Source organism: Dyadobacter sp. CY356, assembly GCF_021440195.1.
GTDB lineage: Bacteria > Bacteroidota > Bacteroidia > Cytophagales > Spirosomataceae > Dyadobacter.
Genome location: NZ_JAJTSZ010000002.1, coordinates 1,249,685 through 1,276,069, shown reverse-complemented (window position 1 = coordinate 1,276,069; position 26,385 = coordinate 1,249,685). Strand labels below are relative to the sequence as shown.

Annotated in this window: 24 protein-coding genes; 21 read left to right on the top strand and 3 right to left on the bottom strand. The window is 39.6% G+C overall.

The features are described 5' to 3' along the window. Positions 1-37: 37 nt before the first annotated feature. Positions 38-3,907 carry a trifunctional MMPL family transporter/lysophospholipid acyltransferase/class I SAM-dependent methyltransferase gene (locus LXL81_RS11735; RefSeq protein ID WP_234646973.1) on the bottom strand — a complete coding sequence of 1,290 codons (3,870 nt, stop codon included), beginning with the start codon at positions 3,905-3,907 and terminating at the stop codon, positions 38-40. Between the two features lie 144 nt (positions 3,908-4,051). Between LXL81_RS11735 and hutH the strand changes: the two genes are divergently transcribed. The 18 genes from hutH to LXL81_RS11645 all read left to right on the top strand — a co-directional run bounded on the left by hutH (position 4,052) and on the right by LXL81_RS11645 (position 20,902). Then, positions 4,052-5,581: a histidine ammonia-lyase gene (hutH, locus tag LXL81_RS11730; RefSeq protein ID WP_234646972.1), complete on the top strand. Its 1,530-nt coding sequence runs from the start codon at positions 4,052-4,054 to the stop codon at positions 5,579-5,581. Continuing rightward, entirely contained in the window at positions 5,578-6,309 is a 732-nt protein-coding gene (gene fabG / locus LXL81_RS11725) for a 3-oxoacyl-ACP reductase FabG (protein WP_234646971.1), read from the top strand. Before hutH ends, fabG begins: the two co-directional genes overlap by 4 nt. Beyond that, positions 6,309-7,526 carry a beta-ketoacyl synthase gene (locus tag LXL81_RS11720; protein ID WP_234646970.1) on the top strand — a complete coding sequence of 406 codons (1,218 nt, stop codon included), beginning with the start codon at positions 6,309-6,311 and terminating at the stop codon, positions 7,524-7,526. The genes fabG and LXL81_RS11720 overlap by 1 nt, the downstream gene beginning before the upstream one ends. Positions 7,527-7,801: 275 nt before the next feature. Beyond that, the gene (locus LXL81_RS11715) at positions 7,802-8,068 is read left to right on the top strand and encodes a phosphopantetheine-binding protein (RefSeq protein ID WP_234646969.1); all 267 of its coding nucleotides are present in this window, start codon (positions 7,802-7,804) and stop codon (positions 8,066-8,068) included. A 3-nt stretch (positions 8,069-8,071) separates the two neighbouring features. Further along, on the top strand, positions 8,072-8,941 hold the full coding sequence (locus LXL81_RS11710; RefSeq protein WP_234646968.1) for a lysophospholipid acyltransferase family protein: 870 nt from the start codon (positions 8,072-8,074) through the stop codon (positions 8,939-8,941). Next, complete coding sequence (locus LXL81_RS11705) at positions 8,938-9,354, top strand: hypothetical protein (protein ID WP_234646967.1); 417 nt, start codon at positions 8,938-8,940, stop codon at positions 9,352-9,354. Before LXL81_RS11710 ends, LXL81_RS11705 begins: the two co-directional genes overlap by 4 nt. Positions 9,355-9,395: 41 nt before the next feature. After that, on the top strand, positions 9,396-9,809 hold the full coding sequence (locus LXL81_RS11700; RefSeq protein ID WP_234646966.1) for a thioesterase family protein: 414 nt from the start codon (positions 9,396-9,398) through the stop codon (positions 9,807-9,809). Positions 9,810-9,854: 45 nt separating this feature from the next. Continuing rightward, entirely contained in the window at positions 9,855-10,937 is a 1,083-nt protein-coding gene (locus LXL81_RS11695) for a beta-ketoacyl synthase N-terminal-like domain-containing protein (RefSeq protein ID WP_234646965.1), read from the top strand. Beyond that, complete coding sequence (locus LXL81_RS11690; protein ID WP_234646964.1) at positions 10,934-11,545, top strand: hypothetical protein; 612 nt, start codon at positions 10,934-10,936, stop codon at positions 11,543-11,545. The genes LXL81_RS11695 and LXL81_RS11690 overlap by 4 nt, the downstream gene beginning before the upstream one ends. A 51-nt stretch (positions 11,546-11,596) precedes the next feature. After that, positions 11,597-11,854: a phosphopantetheine-binding protein gene (locus LXL81_RS11685; RefSeq protein WP_234646963.1), complete on the top strand. Its 258-nt coding sequence runs from the start codon at positions 11,597-11,599 to the stop codon at positions 11,852-11,854. A gap of 51 nt (positions 11,855-11,905) precedes the next feature. After that, entirely contained in the window at positions 11,906-13,093 is a 1,188-nt protein-coding gene (locus LXL81_RS11680) for a beta-ketoacyl synthase (protein WP_234646962.1), read from the top strand. A gap of 38 nt (positions 13,094-13,131) precedes the next feature. Then, positions 13,132-14,085, top strand: coding sequence for a beta-ketoacyl synthase chain length factor (locus LXL81_RS11675; RefSeq protein ID WP_234646961.1), 954 nt, complete (start codon positions 13,132-13,134; stop codon positions 14,083-14,085). Next, positions 14,075-14,845: a polysaccharide deacetylase family protein gene (locus tag LXL81_RS11670; protein WP_234646960.1), complete on the top strand. Its 771-nt coding sequence runs from the start codon at positions 14,075-14,077 to the stop codon at positions 14,843-14,845. The genes LXL81_RS11675 and LXL81_RS11670 overlap by 11 nt, the downstream gene beginning before the upstream one ends. Beyond that, complete coding sequence (locus LXL81_RS11665; RefSeq protein ID WP_234646959.1) at positions 14,832-15,464, top strand: outer membrane lipoprotein carrier protein LolA; 633 nt, start codon at positions 14,832-14,834, stop codon at positions 15,462-15,464. The genes LXL81_RS11670 and LXL81_RS11665 overlap by 14 nt, the downstream gene beginning before the upstream one ends. Before the next feature lie 42 nt (positions 15,465-15,506). Beyond that, positions 15,507-15,863: a 3-hydroxyacyl-ACP dehydratase gene (locus LXL81_RS11660; protein WP_234646958.1), complete on the top strand. Its 357-nt coding sequence runs from the start codon at positions 15,507-15,509 to the stop codon at positions 15,861-15,863. A 63-nt stretch (positions 15,864-15,926) separates the two neighbouring features. Further along, positions 15,927-17,102 (top strand): DUF2062 domain-containing protein, encoded by a 1,176-nt coding sequence (locus LXL81_RS11655; protein ID WP_234646957.1) that lies wholly within the window; start codon positions 15,927-15,929, stop codon positions 17,100-17,102. A 32-nt stretch (positions 17,103-17,134) separates the two neighbouring features. Then, the gene (locus LXL81_RS11650; protein ID WP_234646956.1) at positions 17,135-18,067 is read left to right on the top strand and encodes a zinc-dependent peptidase; all 933 of its coding nucleotides are present in this window, start codon (positions 17,135-17,137) and stop codon (positions 18,065-18,067) included. A 213-nt stretch (positions 18,068-18,280) separates the two neighbouring features. Beyond that, positions 18,281-20,902, top strand: a complete 2,622-nt coding sequence (locus LXL81_RS11645) for a sodium-translocating pyrophosphatase (RefSeq protein WP_234646955.1) — start codon at positions 18,281-18,283, stop codon at positions 20,900-20,902. A 65-nt stretch (positions 20,903-20,967) separates the two neighbouring features. Here the strand turns inward: LXL81_RS11645 and LXL81_RS11640 are convergent, their stop codons facing one another. After that, on the bottom strand, positions 20,968-21,246 hold the full coding sequence (locus tag LXL81_RS11640) for a hypothetical protein (RefSeq protein ID WP_234646954.1): 279 nt from the start codon (positions 21,244-21,246) through the stop codon (positions 20,968-20,970). Between the two features lie 174 nt (positions 21,247-21,420). Continuing rightward, the gene (locus tag LXL81_RS11635) at positions 21,421-22,065 is read right to left on the bottom strand and encodes a hypothetical protein (protein ID WP_234646953.1); all 645 of its coding nucleotides are present in this window, start codon (positions 22,063-22,065) and stop codon (positions 21,421-21,423) included. A 197-nt stretch (positions 22,066-22,262) separates the two neighbouring features. On the opposite strand from LXL81_RS11635, the gene LXL81_RS11630 reads away from it, so the two are divergent. From LXL81_RS11630 to LXL81_RS11620, 3 genes are all read left to right on the top strand, one after another. Then, entirely contained in the window at positions 22,263-23,630 is a 1,368-nt protein-coding gene (locus tag LXL81_RS11630) for a Gfo/Idh/MocA family protein (protein WP_234646952.1), read from the top strand. A 199-nt stretch (positions 23,631-23,829) separates the two neighbouring features. Beyond that, entirely contained in the window at positions 23,830-24,987 is a 1,158-nt protein-coding gene (locus LXL81_RS11625; RefSeq protein ID WP_234646951.1) for a lycopene cyclase family protein, read from the top strand. A 137-nt stretch (positions 24,988-25,124) separates the two neighbouring features. Further along, entirely contained in the window at positions 25,125-26,357 is a 1,233-nt protein-coding gene (locus tag LXL81_RS11620; protein ID WP_234646950.1) for a multidrug effflux MFS transporter, read from the top strand. The last annotated feature ends 28 nt before the right edge of the window (positions 26,358-26,385 follow it).

Below are 26,385 nucleotides of genomic sequence, written 5' to 3'. Positions count from 1 at the left end.
TTATTGATTGAACGGTCTTTTGTCGTCAGTTTTTAATTCAATTCCCGGAAAATGATTCTACGGCATAAGTCTCAGATCTTTTTCTTAAAATGATCAATACATTAGAGGTATTTTTTGAATGCGCCTGCATTTCAAAATCCAGTTGATTTTTTTCGGCAAATGTTTTTATGTCTGAGGAGGAGAAAAAATGAAATTCGCTTACTTTTTTATTAAACGAAAACAGTCCGGTCGATAATGACTCAGTTCGTTCCGTATTTTTATGCTTTTCTTTGAGATCCGTAATTCCGTCCCGGATAAACAAAATCCCACCCGGATTAAGTGCTTCTGCGCACCGGTTAAGCACTATCTGCTGTTTTTCTTCGGAAAGATAATGAAGTATATCATTTAAAAATATTATATCCTGATTTGCCATTTTGGTTGACATAACATCCTCATACCGGAATTGCAGATTTTCGTTTTTGTTGTAACTATTTTGAGCGATTAAGATCTTGTCTTCATCATAATCAACCCCGGTAATTAACCGGTTTTGGTTTTTATAATGAAGATAAAAAGAAAGGTAACCGTAGCCGCAGCCTATGTCCAGAATGTTTTTCCGGTCGCCAATTAATTCGTTATAATATGTATAATTTTTCGCTTCCAGATTCCATTTCGTTTTGAAATACCACTCCAGAACAGGCCCTTTGAAGACGTAATTTGTGAAAATTTTATGCTTCAAATAAGTCGTATCCTCCATTTCATCCTTATACAACTCAAATTCTGATTTAAAATGTGCCGAGATATTTTTTGTTTTATCACGAAGATTTTCTCCCCATTTCGGGTCGTTATAATTTAATCTTGGCAAAACACGAACATTCAAAGCACCAGGACGAATCAGGAAATCGCCCTTTGGCAAAACATCCGAGGCACCGTGGATCAGTATTGGCTGAATGTCCAGATTTAATTCCTGGGCCAGATGAAATGCACCTTTGTGAAACCGGCCAATTTTTCCGTCTTCAGAGCGTGTTCCCTCAGGAAATACAAGAATTGAATAACCTTCCTGAATCAGTTTTCTCATCTGCGCAATGTTTTCTTCCGGACCTGCCTCAGTATAGATATAACCTGCAAAACGAATGATCGGACCGAAAAACGGAGAATTATAAACCCAGCCTTTCACCATCATAACAATTTTCGGATTGATCATAATGGCCAGCAAAATGTCAAGAAAAGACGTGTGATTGGCTATGTAAATGACTGGTTTGGAAATATTCATATGCTCAGTTCCGGAAAAGTTCTTCTTCACATGCGGACCAGAATAAATCACAGTTTTAGAAAAAAATGCCAGTGAATTATTGATCATCTGCTTTTTTCTGATCTTTGAAATGGGCAGAAGTATGATAAGTATTAATTTGGAATGAAGAAATAAACAACCGGAAAGAAAATAAGTGAAACTCGTAATACTAAGAATAAAGGGGAGCAGCGTGACCGGCGCTTTTTTACGTTTGGTACGATTTTCAACAAAAAAATTAAAAACAACAGGCTGGACGATAAACGATACAAATAGAATGCAAGCTATACCCAAAACACTTATCAATGCAATGGAATGAATGGCAGGATGTTCGGCAAAAATGAGTACGCCGGTGCCGACGATGGTTGTGCAAGCGGAAAGCATAATCGCGGACTGGTAGGAGCGGAGCGTATCTTTTCCATATTTATATTTACTTAAAAGGCCTTCGGTAACAAAAATGCTAAAATCATCACCCAGACCGAAGATGAAAGTGGTAATAACAACGTTGACGAAATTGAATTTGATACTCAGCAAAGCAGCAATGCCTAAAATCCATATCCAGCTGATTACCATGGGCATAAATGACAAAATCGTTAATTCAATTCTCCCGTAAACAATCAATAAAGTTAAGAAAACGATCGAGGCCGAAATGATCAGGATATAATTGAAATCATCTTTCACCATCGTCAGCAGATCTGCTGCAAGTTCGCCGCGGTCAAAAATTTCAACGCCGTTTATTTTTCTCAAAGCTTCTTTTACAGATGCTAATTGATCCTGTCGCGCAACAATAGTTGTTATAAGTGTCGTTTTTCCGGGGTTTAAGTCAATCAGATTATTGAGACCTAATTCCTGAAATAATTCCTTTTCGTCTACCGGATTTTCATTTTCCCCGGCAATCCATGTTTTGAAATTATCAAAAGCAGCACCATTAAATCCGTTTTGTGATGCAGATTGATCCGTTATTGAAAATGTCTGCGTTTTTTTATCATTATTCCAGAAGTTAAGCCAGCGTTGTTTTCTTTCTTTTTTCAGGTTTTCAGGGATAAGAAAAGAACCGGAGGAAACGAAGCCGTTAATTTTTTTATTTGCTTGAAGTAAAGTTAGTTTTTGAAAAACCTGATAGTTCACTTCTTTCGCTTTTTCTATGTTGTTATCCATTGAAAAAACATAAATTCTTTTCTCATTTTCCGGATTGATTCCGGTCAGTAATTGCTCCTTTTCTTTAAGATCTGCGCTGTGGATACTTAGGTTTTCCAGGCTACTGTCAAATTCTGTGAATCGGGAATAGTAAAGAAAAATAATGGTCAGGATCGCTACCGCAAAGAGTATAGCCGACCGGAGTTTTGCAGGTATTTTCGGAAAATTGAAAAACTTGATTTCTCCCGGAATGTTCTTGTAGTCAAAATGAAGTGCCTGTAAGATAACAGGTAAGCCGATCAGCGTGAAAAGTGCAGCACCTGATAAACTTAGCGAAGCGAATAATCCAAAATCCTGCAAAACCACAGAATTAGCGAAATGAAGCGCACTAAAAGCAAGAATTGTGGTAAGACTTCCAGTTAAAAGTGGCTCACTTACCTCTTTAACAGCAATTTTCACCGATCCTGTATGCCGGAGATGCGTGAAAAAATGGAAGGAGTAATCCAGCAAAATTCCGAACAGTACTGCGCCCGTGGCCAAGGATATTCCTGAAATTTCCGGTCTGAAAAACCCGATCATCCCAAGTGCAAAAACGCCACCGAAAATGGCAGGTAATATGATATAAAAAGGAATCAGAATTTTTCGGTAGTACAATATCATGATCAGCAAAATCGCCGATAATGCAATGATCATCGTCGTATATGAATCATGTTTTACCTGAATGGCGTTCTGTGCAGCAATTTCAAAAGTGCCAAAGTAAGTGAACTGATTATCAGGATGTTGTTTGTTCCAGGTGGTTTTAAATACTTCAACACGATGATATAATTCAATATTTTTGGACGAATTTCCGGAATCGTAATTCGTCCCTGCCATCACGATGATCTGCTTTCTATCTTTTGAAAGCATCAAACCATCATCAACCGTCATACCATTTGAATTGTTAATGGCATTCAGGTCGCGAAAATATTTTCCTGAAATTCCCAGCGGATCATTCAAAATAAACTGACGTAAAAATGTTCCGCCGGGTGCCAGCAATTGTTTGTAAGCGTTTGAAACAGAATTTTTTATCGAATCCGAAACTGTTTTATTAGCAATATGCTGATAGTATGAAGAATCAATAAGTTCAGGGAATCGGGCAAAAGTATAATCATACACATCCTGCTGAACGTTGGGGCGGACAGCCTGAATGTTTTTAATATAACCTTTTGTATTTTTTTCAAGAGCATCGGCGAAATTCTCCGCCAGCGTTTTGGCATCTTCGGTATCTGTTTCCTTTTTTATATTGATTGAAAAAACTATCTGGTTAATGATACTTTTATTTTCAACCAGTCTGTTGAATTCTTCAAATGTTTTGCCTTTTGGTAAAGTCGAAAAAATACTTTCTGTGATCTTTAATCGGGATATGCCAAAACCAAGAATGGCAATGATGGTGAGGAGCGAGAGAAAGAAAGCGGTTTTGTGGCGGGAAAGGAGGGTATTTAGTCTAAGTAATAAATCTCCAATCATGGATTTGCACGTGAGTTTGGGGTAAATTTATACAAATGTACGTGTCCTGACAAAATATTGATACGTCGGCCGGTAAATTGCGTTTCTTGTCAAAGCCATAAAAAAAGATTTATTTTACATGGGTTTTAATTACAGTAACTATAAATGAGTAGTATTTCGTTAGCTCAGATCGAGCAATATGCCATTGATAAGAAAGAATTTTTACTAGCTGAAGACGCACTCAACAACGTTTCAAAGTCATTCGATTTCTTAACTGAATTTTCAAAAGATAAAATCATATACGGTATCAACACCGGTTTTGGCCCGATGGCGCAATACCGGATTGACACGGATAAATTAAATCATTTGCAGTATAATCTCATCCGCAGCCATTCCAGTGGAATTGGCAAACCGCTGGATGAAACTTACGCGCGGAGTGTGATGGTTGCCCGTCTGAACTCATTTTTACAGGGAAATTCGGGAATTAGCACAGGGGTTATTCAACAATTGGTGCTGTTTTTGAACAAGGGTATCGTTCCTGAAATTTTCGAACACGGCAGTGTTGGCGCGAGTGGTGATCTTGTTCAGCTTTCTCATCTGGGGCTAAATCTGATTGGTGAGGGTTATGTCTACGAAAATGGCGTTCGCCAGAAAACGGCGGATGTTTTGGCAAAACATGGCATCGCTCCGCTTAAAATGGAGCTTCGCGATGGTTTAGGATTGATCAACGGAACTTCCTGTATGACAGGAATTGCCGCTGTTAATTTGATTTATGCCCAGCGTTTGGTTCAGTGGTCTATCGCTGCTTCTTCCATGCTGAATGAAATCATGGAAGCCTTCGACGATTCTTTTTCCAGGGAATTAAATGCCGTAAAACATCACAAAGGCCAGCAATATGTTGCTGAGCAAATGCGGGATTTCCTTGCCGGAAGTGAGATGATCCGGAATCGTGAGGAGTTATTTAAGGATGATACTGCGCTTCAAACCAGGGAATTTGAAAGGAAAATCCAGGAATATTATTCCATTCGTTGTGTGCCGCAAATTATCGGGCCAATTGTTGATACCATCAATTATGCACAGGAAGTTGTTGAAAATGAATTGAATTCTACAAATGACAATCCGATTGTAAGGCCGGATGAAAATAATGTTTTCCACGGAGGTAATTTCCATGGTGATTATATTTCGCTGGAAATGGACAAGGTAAAAATTGTCTTGACCAAACTTTCCATGCTTATGGAACGTCAGCTTAACTTTTTGATGAACAGTAAGTTAAATGGTAAATTTCCGCCTTTCCTGAATGCCGGAACCTGGGGGCTGAATTTTGGATTTCAGGGAATTCAGTTTACTGCTACGTCCACAACAGCCGAAAGTCAGGCGCTATCCACTTCGGTTTATATCCATAGTATTCCCAATAACAATGATAATCAGGATATTGTAAGTATGGGTACCAATAGTGCCGTACTTGCAAAACAGGTTCTTGAAAATTCTTATCAGGTCATGGCAATTCATATCATGGCCATTTGCCAGGCAATTGACCTGCTTGAACCGGAAGAAAAAGAAAGATTATCAGTAAAAACAAAAGCGATTTATACACAGATCCGCACGAAAGCATCCTTCATTAAGGAAGACGTAACGCCTGCGGAAAGCATCGCGGATGTGTATCAATTAATCAAGGAAACACCGTTTACGATATGAATTGCGCACTTGTTACAGGAGCATCCAGGGGGTTAGGTAGAGCCATTGCGGTGCAACTGGCCAAGGACCATGGACTTTTTATTTTGGTCAATTATTCCAGCAATAAGGAAGCGGCAGAGGAAACTCTGACGGAAATCAAGGGAAATGGTGGTGATGGAGAGTTGCTTCCATTTAATGTTCAGACCAAAACAGAGGTTGATGAGGCTTTGAATGGCTGGAAAGAAAGTCACCCGGATGATACCATCAGCGTTTTGGTAAATAACGCAGGGATCACGCGTGATGGCTTGTTTATGTGGATGCCGGAAAAAGATTGGGACGATGTCCTGAATACTTCAACCAAAGGCTTGTTTAATGTAACGCAAAATGTAATCCAGCAAATGCTTCGTAAAAGAACAGGGCGGATTATTAACATTGCTTCTGTATCAGGATTGAAGGGTGTAGCCGGGCAAACCAATTATTCGGCGGCAAAAGGCGCAATGATCGCTTCTACCAAAGCATTGGCGCAGGAAGTTGCCAAAAGAAAAATAACGGTCAATGCGGTCGCACCCGGTTTCATCACCAGCGATATGACCAAAGACCTTAATGAGGATGAATTGAAACAAATGATACCGATGAATCGTTTTGGGAAAGCAGAGGAAGTGGCGCATCTCGTCAGTTTTCTGGCATCGGAGAAGGCTTCTTACATCACCGGAGAAGTGATTAATATCAACGGAGGAATTTATTCATAATGAACCATAGAGTCGTTATCACCGGAATTGGCATTTATTCCTGTCTTGGAGAAAATCTCGGAGAGGTTACCAAATCATTATATGCCGGGAAAAGTGGTATTATTTTTGATCAGGAACGCAAAGATTTTGGTTTTCGGTCTGCCCTTACCGGTATGGTTAAAGAACCTGATTTGAAACCATTTCTTTCGAGAAGACAGCGTATGGGCATGCATCAGCCTGCTATGTATGCATATATGTCGACAAAAGAAGCCATGGAAATGTCTGGTTTGGAAATCGATTTTCTGGAAACGACGGAAACCGGAATTATTTTTGGTAATGACAGTACCGCAGCTTCCATTGTGGAAGCGGTGGACAAAGCGAGAGAAAAATTTGACACGACATTGATCGGAAGCGGTGCTATTTTCCAAAATATGAATAGCACCGTGAACATGAATCTTTCTACTATTTTCAAACTGAAAGGTATCAATTTTACATTAAGTGCCGCTTGTGCTTCCGGTTCTCATTCGATTGGAATGGGATATATTATGATCAAACAAGGATTACAGGATAGAATTATTTGTGGTGGTGCACAGGAAATCAACATGGCGGCCATGTGCAGTTTTGATGGACTGGGGACTTTCTCCATTCATGAATCTGACCCTGCAAAAGCTTCCCGGCCGTTTGATCGTAATCGGGACGGGCTTGTTCCAAGTGGCGGGGCGGCAACGGTTATTCTGGAATCTTATGAAGCGGCTGTCAAACGTGGAGCGCCGATTCTTGCGGAAGTGATAGGCTATGGTTTTTCTTCAAACGGCGATCATATTTCAAATCCAAGTATGCATGGGCAGGTCAGATCTTTGGAAATGGCACTGAAAAATGCTGAGATTTCAGTTGAAGATATCGACTATATCAACGCGCACGCAACATCAACACCGGTTGGTGACAGCAGCGAAGCAAAAGCAATCTATGAAGTTTTTGGTGGTAATGTTCCTGTCAGTTCCACTAAATCCATGACAGGGCATGAATGCTGGATGGCCGGCGCGAGCGAAATCGTATATTCCCTTCTGATGATGAAAGAAGGCTTTGTGGCACCCAATATCAATTTCGAAAATCCGGACGAGGAGTCTGCAAAAATCAACATCATCGCAGAAACCAAAGAACAGAATATCGATTGTTTTCTATCAAATTCTTTCGGTTTTGGAGGTACAAATTCTACATTGATAATAAAAAAAATCTAGTAAGAGGCAGGGGTGAAACGGATAGTTTCGGACAATTGCCCGGAACGCTGTCAGACTATGTGATCATTATAAATACTAATGATTGTAATTGTTACTGACCGGCTCAATGTTACAATGTAAATTTTGACATTTTTGTAGTTATAAAATTGCGTCTTAACGTTTTACGTATTGAAAAATTATAATCTGTGTGAAATTTATATGAATTAATGGATTATATGTTAAAAATTAACGTCAATTTGAAAACTATAACCAAAGAATAAATTAATTTTGTAGTCATGAATGAAACAATTGTTACAATGGGATTGGGAGATATCATCGAGGATACCAGGAGTTTTTTGTCGGAGGAGTTTGAGGTAGATAGAAATCTTATACTTCCCGAGAATAGTTTGAAAGAGACTTTGGATCTGGATAGTCTGGATTATGTCGATCTGGTTGTGCTGATTGAAGAAAATTTGAATATTAAAGTTACCGGGGAAGATTTTAAAGAAATTGAAACTTTCGGAGATTTCTACGCACTTATTCAAAAGAAACTATCGCTGTAACGAATGAGCCGTTGGGATGGTAAAACCAAAGGATCATTATTTGGCTATAAAATTTTCCTTTTTCTGATTAATGCCCTGGGACTTAATTTTGCCTATGGGCTATTAAGGATAGTATCGTATTATTACTATCTGTATGCTGCAAAACCGAAAGAGTCTCTCCTTGATTTTTATAGTAAAACACTACATATTTCGGGCAAACCTGCTCTAAATCTGGTAAGAAAAAACTTTTTTATTCTCGGTCAGACTTTGCTTGACCGGGCCGCTTTTCTTCTGGGAAAGGATAAAAATTTCACCCATACTTTTGAAAACGAGCAATACTTACTCGACATAAGAGATCAGGGAAAAGGCGGAATTTTACTAAGTGCCCATCTGGGAAACTGGGAAACTGCCGGCAATTTGCTCAAAGGAAGAGTTACTCCCACAATCAACATTGTCATGCTGGATGCCGAGGTTGAAAGCATTAAAAAATTCATGGATCTTTCCACGGGCGGTTCCAGATTTAAGATTATTCCTATCAAAAATGATTTATCGCATATTATCTCAATTCGTAATGCTTTGATAAACAACGAGTTTGTGGCCATTCATGCGGACCGGTATCTGGAAGGTGCAAAATTTATCGAACTTGATTTTCTTGGAAGAAAGGCGAAGTTCCCATTTGGTCCTTTTGTTATTGCATCGAAATTTGATGCGCCTGTAACCTTTGTTTTTGCTCCAAAAGATGGGAAGTTTAGTTACCATTTAAGTGCTACAACGCCGATTGAAGGCAAAATGAAGCCAGAAGAGATTGCTAAATTATATGTGGCGGAGTTAGAGCGTAAAGTCCGGCAGTATCCCGAACAGTGGTTTAACTATTTCAATTTTTTTCAGGAATGATCATTACAAAAGAAAATATTACGAATTTCATTCCTCACAGAGCACCATTTTTGATGATCGACAATCTGATTCTGGCAAACGCGGAACGTTTTGAATCAGATTTTTTTATTGAAGAAAATAACATTTTGGTCCGTTCGGGTCAGTTTGAAGAATCCGGACTAATAGAAAATATTGCACAAACATGCGCTGCCGGTTTCGGATTTATAGATCAGGGGAATGGCACGGAACCTAAGATCGGTTTTATTGGCGCTGTGACGAAACTGGAAGTTTTTGAGCTTCCTTTTGTTCATTCAAGAATTGAAACTGTGGTCACGCCCACGCATCAGTTAGGGAATATTTTTCTGGTAAAAGGGGAAAATTACTGTAATGGGCGTAAATTGCTTGAATGTGAAATTAAAATTGTAGTTACTTAAATCGTTTTAGTTAACGTTTTACGTAACTGATTATAAAAAATATGCTTTCTTCTGAAATAGAAATTGATATACGGTTTAGTGAAACAGATGCCATGGGCGTTGTCTGGCATGGTAACTATCTCAAATTTTTCGAAGATGGAAGAGAGGCTTTTGGCAGAGAATTTGGGCTGGAATATTTAACAATTTTTGACAAAGGATATTTTACTCCAATTGTAAAATCGGAAATTGATCACAAGGCTTCGGTTTTTTACGGACAAAAGATTAAAGTAATTACCAAATTTGTTTCTTCCAAAGCAGCCAAGATCATGTTTGAATATCAGGTAATTAACTTGTCAACAAACGAGATTTGCGCTGTTGGAAAAACAATGCAGGTATTCCTGGATCGTGAAACCCGCCTGCTGGAATTGTTGACACCAGAGTTTTACCGGATTTGGAAAGAGGATCATTTAGTCTGAATCAAGCATAATAGTGAATTGCCTTACCGACAGAATTAATAAAGAATGATTTTTATAGGTGCTGAGGAAATAATAAGTCCGTTGGGACAAAACATTGAAGAAAATTTCCAGGCGGTTTGCGAAAACCGGTCAGGTATTTCTTTGATACCCCATGCCGGCTTTAATGATGACTCAATGCACTTATCAAAAATAACCGCAATTTCGGATCGGAATAAATTTGAAATGCTGCTTATTAATATCCTTGAGAAAGTCTTAAAACAGATTGATCCTGAAATCGCTTTATCAAAAAAAACGATCACAATCGTAAGCTCAACGAAGGGTGATTTAGATAGAAATATTTCTAGTCCATTTACGGATTCGATAAATGCTTTTGCCAGGCATTTTCAGTTGGCAAACGAGCCGGTGGTGGTTTCAAATGCCTGTATTTCGGGGGTTTTGGCGATCAATGTTGCAGGTAATTTTATCAAAGCAGGGATGTATGATCACGCCATTGTATTAGGTTGCGATCTCATTTCTAACTTTGTTTTGTTTGGTTTTCAATCCCTTTTCGCTGTGAGCAACGCGCCTTGCGCGCCCTTTGATGCGGACAGAAACGGAATCACTTTGGGAGAGGGTTGTTCGGCGGTTGTATTATCAAATTCAAAAGAAATATTTAAGAAAACTGCCTTTCAGCTCTATACCGGCACATCTGCCAATGATGCAAACCACATTTCCGGTCCTTCCAGAACAGGTGAAGGGTTGTTTAGAAGTGTAAAGAAAACGCTTGAACAAAATCATATTTCAGGGAATGAGATCGATTTTATTTCTGCACATGGGACGGCCACTGTTTTCAATGATGAAATGGAGGCTATCGCCTTTGACCGTTTGGAAATAAATGAAAAGCCGTTGAATAGTCTAAAGGGATATTTTGGACACACCCTGGGAGCTGCCGGCGTCATCGAGACAGCCATTTCAATGCAAATGATGCGAAATAATTTACTGGTCAAGAGCCTTGGGTTTAAAGAATCCGGGACTTCAAAAACCTTAAACATCGCCACAGAAAATAAATCTTCCGAATTAAATACAATTTTAAAAACTGCGTCAGGTTTTGGAGGTTGTAATGCATCCTTAGTTATTCGGAAATTATGAATTCTATTACCGCCTATTGTCATATTAAGGACAACGTTTGTTCTGTAAACGGAGAAATTTTTTTACAGAAAAATGAGGAATCTGCTGACAGCTGGTTCAAGCAATTGTACAAAGAGCTCGCTTTGGAATATCCGAAATTTTACAAAATGGACATGCTTTCCCAGGCTGGTTTTCTGGGATCCGAATTGATAAAAAAAACAAATCCGGGTTTGCTCACGGATTACGCTGATGACGAAATCGCTCTTTTGTTTGCGAACAGTGAATCGAGCGCAGATACAGATATTCGTTTCAGAGAATCTTATCTGGAAAAGAAAACGCCAAGCCCATCCTTGTTTGTTTACACGCTGCCAAACATCGTTCTGGGTGAAATTGCGATCAGAAATAAATGGTTTGGTGAAAATATGTTTGCCGTTTTGCCTAAATTCACACCTGATTTTTTTATTCAATATGGTTCTGTTTTATTAAATACTGGTTCAAAAGCTGTATTAGCAGGATGGCTCGGAATTTTGGAGGGGCGTGTTGAAGTTTTTATGTTTTTAGTTGAAACCGAAAACAAAAACGGCTATCCGTTTGATGCAGAAAACATTAGAAAATATGCCGGTTTTTAACCAGCGTTGGAAAAGATACTCATAGCAAGCTGAATAAACGATTTATCACAAATGGATTCATTAAAAGAAGATTTAAAAAAGCATATTATTGAACAATTAAATCTGGAAGATTTGACGGTTTCGGATATCGATGACGATGCTTTGCTTTTCAGCGCTGATGGCATTGGACTTGATTCCATCGACGCACTGGAACTGATTGTATTGATGGAAAAATATTATGGAATCCAGGTTACTAATCCGGATGAGGGAAAAGTTGCGTTCCTGTCAATCAATACCATGGCTGATTACATAGAGAAAAAAAGAGCATAATTATCATTGACTTCTGTAATTACACTTTCAAATTTCCACTTCAATTTAAAAATGTCCGTTCGAATTACAGGTATTGGGATTGTTTCAGCAATAGGATTAAATGTTGCTGAAAATCTGTTTTCGCTCAAAAACAGCAAATCTGGCATAGGCAGAATACAATATCTTGATCAAAATGGAGATTATCTGGTTGGAGAAGTGAAATCCTCAAATCAGGAACTGGTAAGCAGGGTAGGTGTAAAATCCCAGCCGATTTCCCGGACATCGTTATTGGGATTAGCGGCAGCCAGAGAAGCCTGGGGCGAAAATAAACATTCATCCGGATTAAGAACGGGTATCATTTCTGCCACTTCGGTTGGAGGAATGGATCAAACGGAACATTTTTACCGGGATTTTCTGGATCATAATAATCCCGATTTTCAGGTTTTAAAATGTCATGATAGCGGTAATACTACCGAACGCATTGCGGCTGAATTGGGTATTTCAGGATACATTAACACACTTTCCACCGCTTGTTCGTCTGGCGCCAATGCGATTATGCTGGGTGCACGGTTGATCGAACAGGGCAGACTTGACCGTGTTCTGGTTGGTGGAACAGATGCTTTGACACAATTTACGCTGAATGGTTTCCGCTCTTTAATGATTTACGACGATCAGTGGTGCAGACCTTTTGATGAGTCAAGAAGTGGTTTAAATCTGGGAGAAGGGGCGGCATTTTTGCTCATGGAAAACGATAAAAGCGTTGATTTTTCAGGTAATAAAACACTTTGCTGTTTGACAGGCTGGGCTAATGCGGCCGATGCATATCACCAGACGGCATCTTCTCCTGACGGAAAGGGCGCGACGATGGCAATTCAAAATGCCATACAGGTTTCCGGTTTAAGTGCGCTGGATATTTCTTATATCAATGCGCATGGTACAGGCACTAAAAATAATGATCTTTCCGAATCGGTAGCTTTGCTGAATATTTTCGGGGATAACTGCCCTGATTTTAGCTCTACCAAGCCTTTTACAGGACATACGCTGGCAGCTGCTGGTGCGATTGAAGCGGTTTTTTCTGTGCTTGCTATTCAAAATGGTATAATTTTTCCAAACCTGAATTATAGTGAGGCAATTACTGAAACGGGTCTGGTACCCATTACCGAATTTCAATCTGATCAGCCGGTAACCTCGGTATTATCCAATTCATTTGGATTTGGAGGAAATAATTCTTCACTGGTCTTCTCCGTTAATAATTCATAAACACGGCGTTTTCGCCAACGATTTTTCATAAAAGTCAAATGTATATAACTGCCGCTTCAACGATTTCCCATCAGCCTACATTCAAAAACGCAGGTTTTTCGAAATTGATTGAGCCTTTAAAAACTGATTCAGAACTGATCAGTCCCAATTTTAAAGATTACATTGACGCAGGGTTGCTTCGCCGGATGAGTAAGATTTTACGGATGTCTGTGACTGCGGCAAAGGATTGTTTGCAACAGGCAGGTGTTGACCAGCCCGGTGCCATCATTGTGGGAACAGGCTTGGGTTGTTTGCAGGATACAGAGAAATTTCTCAATAATTTCCTGACCATTGAAGGACTTTTACCGCCAACTTCATTTATTCAATCTACACATAATACCATCGCCGGGCAGATTTCCCTGAGTATTGGGAATCATGGCTACAACATGACGCATACCCAAAATACACTTTCTTTCGAACATGCATTGATCGATGCAGGTTTACTTTTGGTCGAGGGGAATGACAATATTATTGTAGGTGCCGCGGATGAATATATCGAAATTCTAGGCGAAATAGGAGAGAAACTGAGTGCTAATCCAGCTATCAATCTGACTTCCGGTGCCTCGTTTTTTGTAGTATCAAAAGACCAATCGGGTAATTCAATCGCAAAAATTAAAGATGTTGTAACAGTTGGATTGGTTCAGGATATTAATGTATCAATAGAAAATTTTCTAACAAATAACACTTTGGAAGAGTCTGAAATCGATCTGGTACTTTATTCTGATTTTGTGGATTCTGGCTTGGTTTCGGACGTTGTTAAACGTTTTGAAAACAGTTCAGAGGCAATAAATTATACAAATCTTGTTGGTATTTACCCCTCGAATTCCTCGTTCGCGTTACATTATGCGGCTGACAGGATTCAGAATAACAATAAGATAAAAACGGTTTTAATCATTAACGGATTAAATAGAATAAATTTGGGCTTAACATTGATCCAATCCATTGAAGCATAATATTGTCACCACCATATCCGTTATCGCCTTCGTTTTGTGTGGGTTTGCCTTTTGGGAGACAGGTTATGTTGAGATAATTCTCGGTTTGATCCTGATTATTTACCTGGCCAGTACGACCTACGGATCTTTTCAGATCAAGGCCAATTATTTTGTTAAATCCATCCACAAAGGAAAAAAAAAATCAATAGCGCTCACCTTTGACGACGGTCCGGATCCGAAGTTTACACCTCGGATTTTAGCTGTGTTGAAAGAAAAGGGAGTCAAAGCAACTTTTTTTGTAATTGGGAAAAATGCCGAGAAATATCCGGATTTATTAAGGCAGATTGATGAGGCGGGGCATATTGTGGCCAATCATTCATATAGTCACAATCACCTGATCGCATTTTTCTCCCGGAACAGGTTGTATCAGGATTTGACACATTGCAATGAAGTTATCACGGCTGCGTTGGGTAAATCACCCATATTTTTTCGTCCGCCTTTTGGAGTAACAAACCCACGATATGCCAAAGTTTTAAAAGAACTGAAAATGCAGTCAATAGGCTGGTCGCTGCGTAGTTTTGACACCCGCGCTAAGAACAAATATCAGTTGATTGAGAAGGTCATATCAAATTTAAAAAGAAGAGATATCGTTTTGCTGCACGACAACCGCGCCGTAACCGCCGATGCGCTGGAAGATCTTATTGAACATTGTTTCAATAAAAATATTGAAATCCAGCCTCTTTCAGTAATCATTAATAAAGAACCGTATGAAGCCGTTTAGGATATATTTTATCTTGTTTTTTAGTTTATTCAGTGGTCCAATATTCGCACAGGAATTTAAACCGGCAGCTAATCCGGATAAGATACTGGCTGATTTAAAGAAATCTTCGCTTGCCACATCTTCTATACAGGCCGATTTTAAGGAGGAAAAATATTTATCTTTTATGAAAGAACCTGAAAAATCGTCGGGGGTTTTCTATTACAAAAAAGAAGATCAGATGCGCTGGGAACAGCAGTCGCCTTTTAAATATATAATCCTGATCAACGGTGAAAAACTTCGGGTTATGGATGGTGGAAAAGAGAAGAATTTAGGTTCTGCCGGAAAAATGGCAGGACAAATAAAACAGGTCATGCTGGGATTGGTCAACGGTGATTTTCAGCAAAGTAAAGCGTTTACGCAAGTTTGTATGGAGAATGCAGAATATTACCAAGTGACATTGACGCCGACAAACAAGCGGATGAGAAATGTATATGCGAAAATTAATCTTATGTTTTCAAAAAGCACTTTACGTTTGAAGGAAATGACGTTTTTTGAAAAAGGTGGCGATAAAAGTATCATGAAATTCCAGAATGAAAAGTTTAATCAGCCTATTGCCGCAACTGTTTTTACCAATCTATAAGGCGTATTTCATTCCCGGATATACCCAAATCTGACCTCACAAATGTTTCCTGACAGTCTTTATAAAATAACCGGTTTTGATGTTACGCCGGATACTATCTTTGCCACGATTTCTTTAAATCCGGATCATATTATCTTTGAAGGACATTTCCCGGATTCGCCCGTACTACCCGGGGTTGTGCAGCTGCAAATCGTGAAAGAATTGCTGGAAAAGTATTTGGGAAGAACTTTGAAAATGAAAACTATGCGATCTGCTAAATTTCTTCAGGTAATAAATCCAAAAGAAACGCCGGACGTATATATTGACATAAAATTGAAAAGCAGCGAATTTTTAGAAGTTGTTGCCTCCGGAAGTTGGGGAAACGTAACTTTTTTTAAGACTCAGGTTTCGTATACTTAGCGTAATTGCTGAAGCGCAAAATTGTTTCACTTTCAAGAATTTCAGTTTCATCACCCTGACCTAATGACTTTAAAAGACATAAATTGCTGCGTTCTGATTCCTACGTATAATAACCAGAATACGTTAAGACGTGTTATTGACGGAGTTTTGGCTTATAGTGTCGGTGACGATGTGATTGTTATCAATGACGGCTCTACGGATGAAACTGCCAGTATTTTGTCTGAATATGGAAGTCAGATTTTCGTGATCCATAATGACAAAAATCGCGGGAAAGGATTTTCCTTACGTCGTGGATTCAAAGAGGCGCAAAATAAGGGTTACAAAAATGCAATTTCTATTGATTCGGACGGGCAGCATTTGCCATCGGATATTCCTCTTTTTATTGAAAAATCCTATCAAAATCCCGGTTCCCTGATCATGGGCTCCCGTAATATGGAGCAGGAAGGTGTGCCTGGGAAAAGTTCTTTTGGGCATAAGTTTTCTAACTTTTGGTTTAAGGTGGAAACCGGTCTGGTTTTGCCGGATACGCAAACTGGTTTTCGGTTATATCCGCTTGAAGAGGTTGCTAAAATCAGGCTTTTGACCACAAAATTTGAAACAGAAATTGAAGTTATCGTGAAACTTGCCTGGCGGAATGTCAGAATTTTACCGATTGATATTCAGGTGATTTATGATAAAAATGAGCGCGTAACACATTTTCGCCCATTTCAGGATTTTACGAGAATAAGTATCCTAAATACATATTTTGTCATCCTTACTTTGCTGTATTATCTTCCAAAACGACTTTTTCTATTTATAAAAAAAAAAGGACTTTGGAAGATTATAAAAGATGAGGCGGTTAAGCCTGAGGAGAGCAATTACAGCAAGGCGATTTCCATTGCTTTTGGTGTTTTTATGGGAATTATTCCAATCTGGGGATTTCAACTTTTGATAGGTATTCCACTTTCGGTTTATTTCAAAATGAATAAGGTCCTTTTTCTTACAGCGGCCAACATCAGTCTTCCGCCGCTGATTCCCCTGATTATTTTTTTCAGTTACAAATTTGGCGGTTTGTTTTATAAAAATGGCGTTCAGTTAGATACTATTGAAAAACTTACTCTGGATTCTATCAATAAAAACTTCGTCCAGTATTTTCTGGGTGGATGTTTACTGGCCATTTCAGCAGGTTTATTAGCTTTTGGTATCTCTTTAGTTCTTTTTAAAATACTAAGAAAAGATTCTAACTTAACGCATTTGTAATTCAGGACACTCCATAATTAACAGATTTCATAATGAATACACCAATCACTACTGCTGAGGATCTGAAAAATTATTATCAGAATCTTTTCAGAGCCGCGCGTTTAAGGGCTATCGGCTGGGAAATGGGGGTGATGATTTTGTTTGGTTTGCTGGCTTATTTTAGTCACCAAACAATTTTGTATCTGGCTGGTTTTCTGGTGGTGGGCATAATCGCCATTATACATCGCCGGTATCATAACAAGTCGTATAAAAGACTGGCAGTTTTTAAAACGCAATTTCCAGTTGCGTGGTGTCAGATGCTTGAAAAACATTCGGTTTTCTTTAAAAACCTGGATGCTCAGAAGCAGACTTTGTTTGAAAAAAGAGTGCAGTTGTTTATGCTTGGAAAAAGGGTGGAAGGTATTGATACCGAAATTGATGACGAAATACGTGTGCTGGTAGCTGCCAGTGCTATCATCCCGACTTTCGCTTTTCCTGCATTCGATTATCCTGATCTTAATGAAGTTTTGGTTTATCCGGCCTCGTTTAGTGAAAAATTTGAAATCGGTGCCCATAAAAATGATGAAAATATTGAAGGTATGGTGGGTAACCGCTACATGAACCATTCATTGCTTTTGTCGAAGCCGGCATTGTTAAGTGGTTTCAATGGAAAAAAGGGAGAAAATAATGTTGGAATTCATGAGTTTGTTCATCTTTTGGATAGGGAAGATGGCGAAACTGATGGCGTTCCTGAAAGACTGGCTGATCATGCCTATGCTTTGCCATGGCTTCATTTGATCAAAAAAGAAATGCAAAATATCCGGAGCGGGGAGTCAGATATTAATCCTTATGCGATCACAAACAATGCAGAATTCCTGGCCGTTGTCAGCGAATATTTTTTCAATAATCCGGAAGAATTTCAGCAAAAACATCCCGAATTATATGAAATTCTGACCAAATTTTATCACATTGAGCCGGCTCTATAGTTAATAAGTTGACTAATAGTGATATAGGTGTAGTATTTACATAGTTAACTTTGATCAGTTAATTTTTTTATTATTTTACTCATATTTAAATTCTATATTTTTTCACAAAAAAAATACGAATTAAACAAAAATAAGCCGTTTTTGATTTTGTTATGAGGTCGCATTCTCTATATTTACGAGAATTTAAAACCTTTTAACCAATTCATATCGCGCATGAGTAATATTACCTATTTAGTGCCAGTTTTAGGCCTGATTGGCTTGCTGGTTATGTTTTTTAAAAGAGGTTGGGTGATCAGGCAGGATGCCGGTGATGGCAACATGAAAGAAATAGCAGATGCCATCGCAGATGGTGCCCTCGCGTTTCTAAAAGCCGAATGGCGGGTCCTGATCGTCTTCGGTATTATAGTTAGTATTTTATTAGGTTATTCCGGTACACTGGTTGAAAATTCCAGTGTTTTTATTGGTGCCTCCTTCCTGGTGGGTGCCTTCATCTCGGCGTTTGCCGGATACATCGGGATGAATATTGCGACCAAATCCAATGTGCGGACCACACAGGCAGCACGCACAAGTCTTACAAAAGCACTCGAAGTTTCCTTTACCGGCGGTTCTGTGATGGGGATCGGAGTGGCAAGTTTGGCCGTAATCGGTTTGGGCGGTTTGTTTATAATTCTTTACAGTGTATTTGTTGGAAATAGCAGTGATGTCAATGGACTTGGCATGGAGAAAGTGCTCGAAGTGCTTGCCGGTTTTTCTCTTGGAGCAGAATCTATCGCACTTTTTGCACGCGTGGGTGGTGGGATTTACACGAAAGCGGCAGACGTAGGAGCCGATCTGGTAGGAAAAGTTGAAGCCGGAATTCCCGAAGACGATCCAAGAAACCCTGCGACCATCGCTGATAATGTGGGAGATAATGTGGGCGACGTGGCAGGTATGGGAGCCGATTTATTTGGTTCATACGTAGCGACTATTCTGGCCACAATGGTTTTGGGACGAGAAATCATCGCCGAAGGAACTGATAATTTTGGAGGCATAGCCCCGATTTTATTGCCGATGGTCATTGCAGGTTTGGGTCTGATCGCTTCAATTATCAGTATGCTTTTTGTCCGGATCAGTGGAGACCATGGTGATGTGCAGGGAGCTTTGAACCGCGGAAACTGGGGATCGATTGTTCTGACATTGATTGCATGTTATCCTTTGACAATGTGGATGTTGCCGGAAGGCGTGCTTACGATTCGCGGCGTTGAGTTTACCTCCATGCATGTTTTTTATGCGATCTTGTTAGGATCGATTGTCGGCGCAATCATGTCGACAGTGACTGAATATTACACCGCTATGGGCAAACGTCCAGTGCAATCCATTGTAAATCAGTCTTCAACAGGGCATGCAACCAATATTATCGGCGGTCTTTCCGTAGGTATGGAATCAACCGTAATTCCTACATTGGTTTTGGCTGCCGGGATTTTTATCAGTTATGAATTTGCCGGTTTATATGGTGTAGCCATTGCCGCTGCCGGGATGATGGCGACAACGGCCATGCAGCTTGCTATTGACGCATTCGGACCCATTGCAGATAATGCGGGTGGCATTGCAGAAATGGCCCATTTGCCGGAAGAAGTGCGCGGACGCACAGATGTGCTGGATGCGGTTGGAAATACGACTGCCGCTTCCGGAAAAGGTTTTGCGATTGCTTCTGCTGCGCTTACCTCACTTGCACTTTTTGCAGCTTTTTGTGGTGTTGCCGGGATCAGTTCAATTGATATTTACAAAGCCAATGTACTGGCCGGACTTTTCGTTGGTGCGATGATCCCTTTTATATTTTCTTCCCTGGCCATCGCCGCGGTGGGCCGGGCTGCAATGAAAATGGTGGAAGAAGTTCGCCGTCAATTCCGTGAAATTCCGGGAATTATGGAAGGAACGGCCAAACCCGAATACGATAAATGTGTAGCGATATCTACGGAAGCTTCCATCAGAGAAATGGTTGCACCAGGATTAATTGCCCTGCTGGTTCCGGTTATTGTGGGATTTCTTTTCGGACCCGAAGTATTGGGCGGAACGCTGGCTGGAGTGACGGTTTCCGGGGTTTTAATGGGGATTTTTCAAAATAATGCCGGTGGCGCGTGGGATAATGCCAAAAAATCTTTTGAAAAAGGTGCTGTCATTAATGGCAAAACTTACTACAAAGGATCAGACCCGCATAAAGCCGCCGTTACAGGTGACACCGTGGGTGATCCGTTCAAGGATACTTCCGGTCCTTCGATGAATATTTTGATCAAATTAATGTCCATTGTTTCACTGGTTATAGCACCGCACATTGCCGTTATTCCTGCCGGTGTTGAAGTTGTGGAAGAAGAGATAATTGAAATGCCAATGGCAGAGGTTGAAACGACCACACTGGATTTAAATGGGACGAAGCTGAACATTGCGGCGTCTGGAAATGCGGTTGAAACGGCTTTACTGGATTTTATCAAATCAGGAAAAAGTGTGGATAAGGAAACCTGGTTTGACTTTGACCGTTTGTTGTTTAAAACAGGCAGTGATAAGCTGGAACCGAGTTCCAAAGAGCAGCTTGAAAATGTTGCTGAAATACTGAGAGTATTTCCTGAGGTTGATATTAAACTGGGAGGTTATACGGATAATACCGGTGACGCAGCTGCCAACCTGAAACTTTCCAGTGATAGGGCAGAATCGGTTAAAAAAGAGCTGGTAAATTTAGGGATCGACAAATCCCGGCTGGAAGCCGAAGGTTATGGTGAAGAACATCCTGTTGCCTCAAATGAAACGGAAAAAGGCAGAGCCGAAAATCGCCGTATATCAATCAGAGTAACCAAGAAGTAACAATTATTTAATCATGAAAAAGCCAGGTCAAGTTTTGCTTGGCCCGGCTTTTTCATTTTGTTTCCTCAAACTGCGCGATGCGCGAATATGACGTTACTATTTCTCCACATCTGATAACTTTTTACCTGAGTATTTTTAGGTTTAGCTTTTACAAATGTTTCAGTAATTTTTGATTCAATATCTGTATTTTCAATATATTCTTCAAGCAAAGCAATGGAGCTGTTCAAAGATGAAAAGCTGATGCCGGCATCATTAAGCGTGTGGAACAGATCTCTTAGAACAGCAAGATCAGTCTTGGCCATCAATAAGTTTTCAGGATTTGCCCCGTAAGATTCAAGATTCATTTTTTTATTATTAAGCTGGTTATTTAGTTGTATAACTTAATCTTAAAAAAGTGTACCAGTCGAATGAAGAACGAAGTATGTAGAAATAAATATTACCTCATTCTGTACTACATTCAGAATCTGAAAACTTATCTTAGTTGACAAATAGCGACAAGTGTACTAATGTCCTGATCATCAGTTTTTTACAATCCTCAGATTTTTAACTCTTGCTTCTTCCAAAACTTCCGGATTGTGAGAACAAATAAAAATACCGGCAATGATCTTATCAGGAAGATTATCCATTTGATGGGTACCGACAATTTTGAGTGCTTCCCCTTTTTTTGCAGCCCACATGGTATAGTCTTTACCTTTTCGTTGAAGCTGCACGGTTTGCACATCTTTTTCTTTGCTAAAAATTTCATCTTCCGGATCACGCATTTTATCGCCTTTGGCAACACGCCATTGCATCACCGTCAGTCCATCACCATGAACTACTGCGCTGACGTGCGATGCATTATCATAAAGGGATTCTCTTATCATCCAGCCAACTTTTCTATGAGGGTCTTTCCCGGTTCCTACGAATTCAAAATCCGCTGTCATAGTAAAATCTCCTTCAAGTTCTTTGTATAGAAACTGGAATTCGTCTCTTTCAAACCAGATATTATATCCGGATCCTTTCAACGTATAGGTTTTTGTATTTTTATCAAAACTTGATGAACCCACAATTTTAGGATTTCCGATATCAGTGGTCATATCAAACTCACCGATTTTTTTAATCATTACAAAACCGGAAAGCATAGCAGTTGCGACGACAGAGTAAAAGATATTTTTGGGATTCATGTGTTTGGGAAGTATTAGGGTCGGTATAATATCGGTTAAATGTACATTTTTTTAAATAATTAGTGATAGGACCTTGCTACTTTATCTGTATAACTATCGAAAATTCGTTCAGGTCATCAAAGTATTTTACAAAGTCGTCCGGCTTTATTGATAAATGTATTTACTAAACCGGCTTGACCTGCCTGAAACTTATCCTAATGAATCATTTTAATATCAATCGGAGGCAATTTCTATATGGGGCTACGGCCTCCCTTGCGCTGAGTACTTTCGGCGCTCGCGGAATGGACTTAATTAATCCTGCAAAACCATTTCGTGTGGGGCTGATCGGAACAGGATGGTATGGCAAAAGTGATTTATTCCGGCTTATGCAGGTTGCTCCGGTGGAAGTGATTGCTCTATGTGATGTCGATAAAAATCAATTGTCGGAGGCAGCAAAACTCGTTACCCAGCGTCAGAAATCTGGTAAAACGCCACGTTTGTATGGGAATTATCAAAAAATGTTGTCAGAAAATCAACTTGATATTGTGCTCATTGGAACACCAGATCACTGGCATTCGCTTCAAATGATTGATGCTGTAAAAGCCGGTTCGCATGTCTATGTACAAAAACCGATCAGTGTGGATGTGATGGAAGGAGAGGCAATGGTGGCAGCTGCGCGAAAATATAACAAGGTTGTGCAGGTAGGAACGCAACGGAAAAGTACGCCTCATTTAATTGAAGCAAAGAAAAAAATTGTAGATGCCGGTCTGCTTGGGAAAATTTCCCACGTGGAGATGTGCTGTTATTACCATATGAAAGCCAATGGAAATCCACCTGTACAGGCTGTTCCGGATTATCTGGATTATGAAATGTGGACTGGCCCGGCTCCGTTGCGGCCCTATGATGGCTCCCCGCACGTGCGTTGGTGGCGGACTTTTATGGAATATGGAAATGGAATTATGGGTGATATGTGTATCCATATGTTCGATACTGTGCGCTGGATGCTGAAACTTGGCTGGCCAAATAAAATCAGTTCTACGGGTGGAATTTATGTGCAGAAGGAAGGGAAATCCAATATTGCTGATACGCAATCGGCTATTTTTGAATATGATGAACTGAATTGCGTCTGGCAGCACCGGTCCTGGGGAACGCCGGCAGATCCAGAATATCCCTGGTCATTCACACTTTTTGGAGAAAAAGGTACATTAAGAGCCAGTACCATGTCTTATGATTTTACGCCGGAAGGAAAGGGTGAAAAAATCCACGGTGACTGCGTGTTTGAAAAAGAAAAGTATCCGGAAGATCTGAAAGAAGATAAGATCGAATTAAATGCGGCTCCGGCAACACGTTTGCATATGCTCGATTTCATAAGCGCAATCGATAATAGCAGCAGGCCGGTTGCTGACATTCAGGAAGGACATATTTCTACGGCCAGTTGTATTATGGCAAATTTGTCCATGAAAACCGGTCGGCCAATCGTTTATGATCCGAAAAAACGCGAGATTGTTGGAGACAGGGAAGCGAATGCGCTATTGTCGCGTCCATACCGGGATCCTTACAAACATCCGCATCACGACAAGGTTTAACAAAATATTGAGCATATTTCATTACAGCGTTATTGAAAGAATTTCTTTCGATAACGCTGTTTTGGTTTAGATGAATCTGAATTGCCGTTCAAATCTGTCTCCGCTATTTTAACATTATTTTAAAAATTTGCCGGGTAGAAATAACAAGGGTACCGACGCAATGGATTACTTTTATATTAAGTCAACTTTAAATTCATTAATGCAGACAAAAAACTACGATATCATTATTTGTGGGGGAGGAATGGCCGGATTAAGTCTGGTATACCGTGCTTTGAAGGAGAAGGTTTGGGTCGATGAAAAGATATTGATCATTGATAAAGACAGTAAAGATACAAATGACCGGACTTGGTGTTTCTGGCAAAAAGAAGGGGTCAAAAACGAGTTTGAAGATATTGTTTACAGGAGATGGAAAGACCTTTTATTTTTTTCAAATCAAAAAGAAAAATTAAAACTCGACACCGGTTCTTATGTTTATAAAATGATCAGAAGTATTGATTTTTATAAACATGTGCTGGCTTATATCCGCCAGTCTGATCAGGTTGATTTTATTTATCATGACATCATTTCAATCGGAAATCTTGGTAGCAAAGCTGTTGTGAAAACCTCAGAATCTGTCTTTGAATCAAAATATATTTTCAACTCAATCTATAAAAAACCGGAGCTAAAACCTGAGGAGCAATATTTTATCCAGCATTTTAAAGGTATAACAATCCGTACAGATCAATTTAAGACGGATCCGGGCGAAATGTTTTTTATGGATTTCCGGACGACGCAGGAAAACGGTACTACATTTTTTTATACACTGCCTTTCAGTCAGAATGAAATATTTGTTGAATACACGTTATTCTCAAAATCACTGCTAAAACCTGAGGAGTATAATTCCAAAATCAAAATATACCTTTCCGAAATATTACAAATTAATGATTTTCAAATTGTCGAGGAGGAATTTGGTGTTATTCCCATGACAGATTCTTCGTTTGAGAGAAGATCAGGAAATGTAGTGAATATAGGAAGTGCCGGAGGAGATACGCGGGCTTCCACTGGATATACTTTTTTAAACACACAAAAAACAATTTCAAAAATCCTGACTTCCTTTAAAGAAAAGAATCACCCGTTTTTTGACAACGAAAATATCAGCAATAAACACAAAGTGCTGGATGCTACGATTTTGAATGTGCTGGATAATGATATCTATAAAGGGGATGAGATTTTTACAGATCTTTTCCGGCGTGTCAAGGCAAAAACGATTTTCGCTTTTCTTGATGGAGAGAGTACCATCGCTGATGATCTGAAGATCATGTCGAGCCTAAAAGCGAAGTATTTTATTGGTCCGTTTTTGAAAGTAATAACCAGATGAGTTGTTTTGACAACAATCATTTATCAAACTGTTTTATATCATTTCGAGTAAACATTGTAAAATAAGATTATTCTAAGATTTCCGGAACTTACACAACTTACAGATGGTTTACTATACGTAAGTTTCGTTAAAATTGCATGAGTCGGAAACAATATTCATTTATGATCCTGATCCTGGGATCATTGGCAACAATCAGTCCTTTCTCAATTGATATGTATTTACCTGGCTTTCCAAGAATTGCCACGGATTTGAATACAACCATTGATAAAGTTCAATTATCCTTAACCGGTTACCTGATCGGAATTTGTATTGGGCAGATTATTTATGGTCCTTTACTTGACAGATTTGGCAGAAAAACGCCCTTATATGCTGGTCTTGCAATTTACATTATGGCTTCCATCGGCTGTGCCATGACGTCATCTGTTGAAGCACTGGTTGTAATGCGTTTTTTCCAGGCAATTGGTGGTTGTGTGGGGTTGGTTTCTTCGCAAGCCCTTGTTAGTGATTTATTTACAAAAGATAAAAGAGCGGAAGTTTTCTCGATGATTACTTTGGTAATTGCCGTTTCTCCGATGGTTGCGCCAACAATCGGCGGTTATGTTACAGCCGCTTTTGGCTGGCACTGGGTTTTTATCATACTAGCTTTTATAGCTTTGCTAATCATCGGGGCGATCTATTTCTTTCTGCCAACCGGGAAAATGCCTGATAACACCGTTTCTCTGAAACCCCAAGCCGTAATGAACAGCTTTCTTACGGTGCTCAGACAGCCTCAGTTTTTGATTTATACTATGGCAGGTGGTCTGGCTACTGCTGCACCTTTTGCATACATCGCGGGTTCATCAGATGTTTTTATGAATATCTATAAAGTTTCGGAACAGCAATACGGATGGATTTTTGCATTTTTAGCCGTTGCAATGATCGGTTCCACACAGCTGAATCATTTTCTTTTGAAAAAATATAATAGTGAACAGATCATCAAAACAACCTTGCTTTATCAAAGTGTTGTTGGCACGCTGCTCGTTTTAGGTGTTTATAACAATTGGTACAACTTGTATACATTGATCGGTATGATGTTTATTTTCCTGACAGGACAAGGACTGACAGGGCCCAATACTTCTGCACTTTCTCTTGCTCCATTCAAAAAACATACGGGAAGTGCCTCTGCTTTAATGGGTAGCTGGCGGATGGGTGCGGGTGCTATTATTTCAATCATTGTCAGTGTTTTGCATAACAATACTGCAATCCCAATGGTGGGTATGATGGCGGCTTGTTCTCTGGTAAGCCTTGTTATTTTGTTTGTGGGCAACGCAACCGTCAACAATTCTGCACGTAATAGTGATGTAGAAAGTGAAGTTTCCATGCTTCTTTAATTTTATTTAATAACCTAACGACTAAATG

Coding starts and splice junctions, on each gene's coding strand:
- LXL81_RS11625 (WP_234646951.1), top strand. CDS start 23,830: ATGCAGACAAAAAACTACGATATCATTATTTGTGGGGGAGGAATGGCC.
- LXL81_RS11660 (WP_234646958.1), top strand. CDS start 15,507: ATGTTTCCTGACAGTCTTTATAAAATAACCGGTTTTGATGTTACGCCG.
- fabG (WP_234646971.1), top strand. CDS start 5,578: ATGAATTGCGCACTTGTTACAGGAGCATCCAGGGGGTTAGGTAGAGCC.
- LXL81_RS11715 (WP_234646969.1), top strand. CDS start 7,802: ATGAATGAAACAATTGTTACAATGGGATTGGGAGATATCATCGAGGAT.
- LXL81_RS11735 (WP_234646973.1), bottom strand. CDS start 3,907: ATGATTGGAGATTTATTACTTAGACTAAATACCCTCCTTTCCCGCCAC.
- LXL81_RS11685 (WP_234646963.1), top strand. CDS start 11,597: ATGGATTCATTAAAAGAAGATTTAAAAAAGCATATTATTGAACAATTA.
- LXL81_RS11645 (WP_234646955.1), top strand. CDS start 18,281: ATGAGTAATATTACCTATTTAGTGCCAGTTTTAGGCCTGATTGGCTTG.
- LXL81_RS11720 (WP_234646970.1), top strand. CDS start 6,309: ATGAACCATAGAGTCGTTATCACCGGAATTGGCATTTATTCCTGTCTT.
- hutH (WP_234646972.1), top strand. CDS start 4,052: ATGAGTAGTATTTCGTTAGCTCAGATCGAGCAATATGCCATTGATAAG.
- LXL81_RS11675 (WP_234646961.1), top strand. CDS start 13,132: ATGTATATAACTGCCGCTTCAACGATTTCCCATCAGCCTACATTCAAA.
- LXL81_RS11690 (WP_234646964.1), top strand. CDS start 10,934: ATGAATTCTATTACCGCCTATTGTCATATTAAGGACAACGTTTGTTCT.
- LXL81_RS11710 (WP_234646968.1), top strand. CDS start 8,072: ATGAGCCGTTGGGATGGTAAAACCAAAGGATCATTATTTGGCTATAAA.
- LXL81_RS11695 (WP_234646965.1), top strand. CDS start 9,855: ATGATTTTTATAGGTGCTGAGGAAATAATAAGTCCGTTGGGACAAAAC.
- LXL81_RS11650 (WP_234646956.1), top strand. CDS start 17,135: ATGAATACACCAATCACTACTGCTGAGGATCTGAAAAATTATTATCAG.
- LXL81_RS11635 (WP_234646953.1), bottom strand. CDS start 22,065: ATGAATCCCAAAAATATCTTTTACTCTGTCGTCGCAACTGCTATGCTT.
- LXL81_RS11665 (WP_234646959.1), top strand. CDS start 14,832: ATGAAGCCGTTTAGGATATATTTTATCTTGTTTTTTAGTTTATTCAGT.
- LXL81_RS11680 (WP_234646962.1), top strand. CDS start 11,906: ATGTCCGTTCGAATTACAGGTATTGGGATTGTTTCAGCAATAGGATTA.
- LXL81_RS11620 (WP_234646950.1), top strand. CDS start 25,125: ATGAGTCGGAAACAATATTCATTTATGATCCTGATCCTGGGATCATTG.
- LXL81_RS11640 (WP_234646954.1), bottom strand. CDS start 21,246: ATGAATCTTGAATCTTACGGGGCAAATCCTGAAAACTTATTGATGGCC.
- LXL81_RS11655 (WP_234646957.1), top strand. CDS start 15,927: ATGACTTTAAAAGACATAAATTGCTGCGTTCTGATTCCTACGTATAAT.
- LXL81_RS11705 (WP_234646967.1), top strand. CDS start 8,938: ATGATCATTACAAAAGAAAATATTACGAATTTCATTCCTCACAGAGCA.
- LXL81_RS11700 (WP_234646966.1), top strand. CDS start 9,396: ATGCTTTCTTCTGAAATAGAAATTGATATACGGTTTAGTGAAACAGAT.
- LXL81_RS11630 (WP_234646952.1), top strand. CDS start 22,263: ATGAATCATTTTAATATCAATCGGAGGCAATTTCTATATGGGGCTACG.